Here is a 408-nt window from a genome sequence, read left to right as displayed (position 1 = left end):
TGCTGATATGGCTCAGTTGGTAGAGCGCACCCTTGGTAAGGGTGAGGTCCCCAGTTCGACTCTGGGTATCAGCACCACTTCACTTCTCCTTCCCGTTTCTCTCTGTATAAACTTAAATATTCAACAATTCAGGCATATCGCCTGGTTGATGTGGTGATATCACCGATTTATCCGTGTCTTAGAGGGACAATCGATGTCTAAAGAAAAGTTTGAACGTACAAAACCGCACGTCAACGTCGGTACTATCGGCCACGTTGACCATGGTAAAACAACGCTGACCGCTGCAATCACTACCGTACTGGCTAAAACCTACGGCGGTGCTGCTCGCGCATTCGACCAGATCGATAACGCGCCGGAAGAAAAAGCTCGTGGTATCACCATCAACACTTCTCACGTTGAATACGACAC

Annotated in this window: 1 protein-coding gene and 1 tRNA gene; both read left to right on the top strand. The window is 48.5% G+C overall.

Translation table 11 applies throughout. From position 1 onward, the window contains the following. Position 1: 1 nt before the first annotated feature. Positions 2-77 (top strand) — tRNA-Thr (locus OGY62_RS02020). 116 nt (positions 78-193) lie between these two features. Beyond that, the coding region (locus OGY62_RS02015; protein ID WP_000031663.1) for a GTP-binding protein at positions 194-408 on the top strand (215 nt) is incomplete at its 3' end.

The organism is Citrobacter sp. CK198 (assembly GCF_030333295.1).
Taxonomy (GTDB): domain Bacteria; phylum Pseudomonadota; class Gammaproteobacteria; order Enterobacterales; family Enterobacteriaceae; genus Citrobacter_B; species Citrobacter_B koseri.
This window is presented reverse-complemented; position numbering and strand designations above follow the sequence as displayed.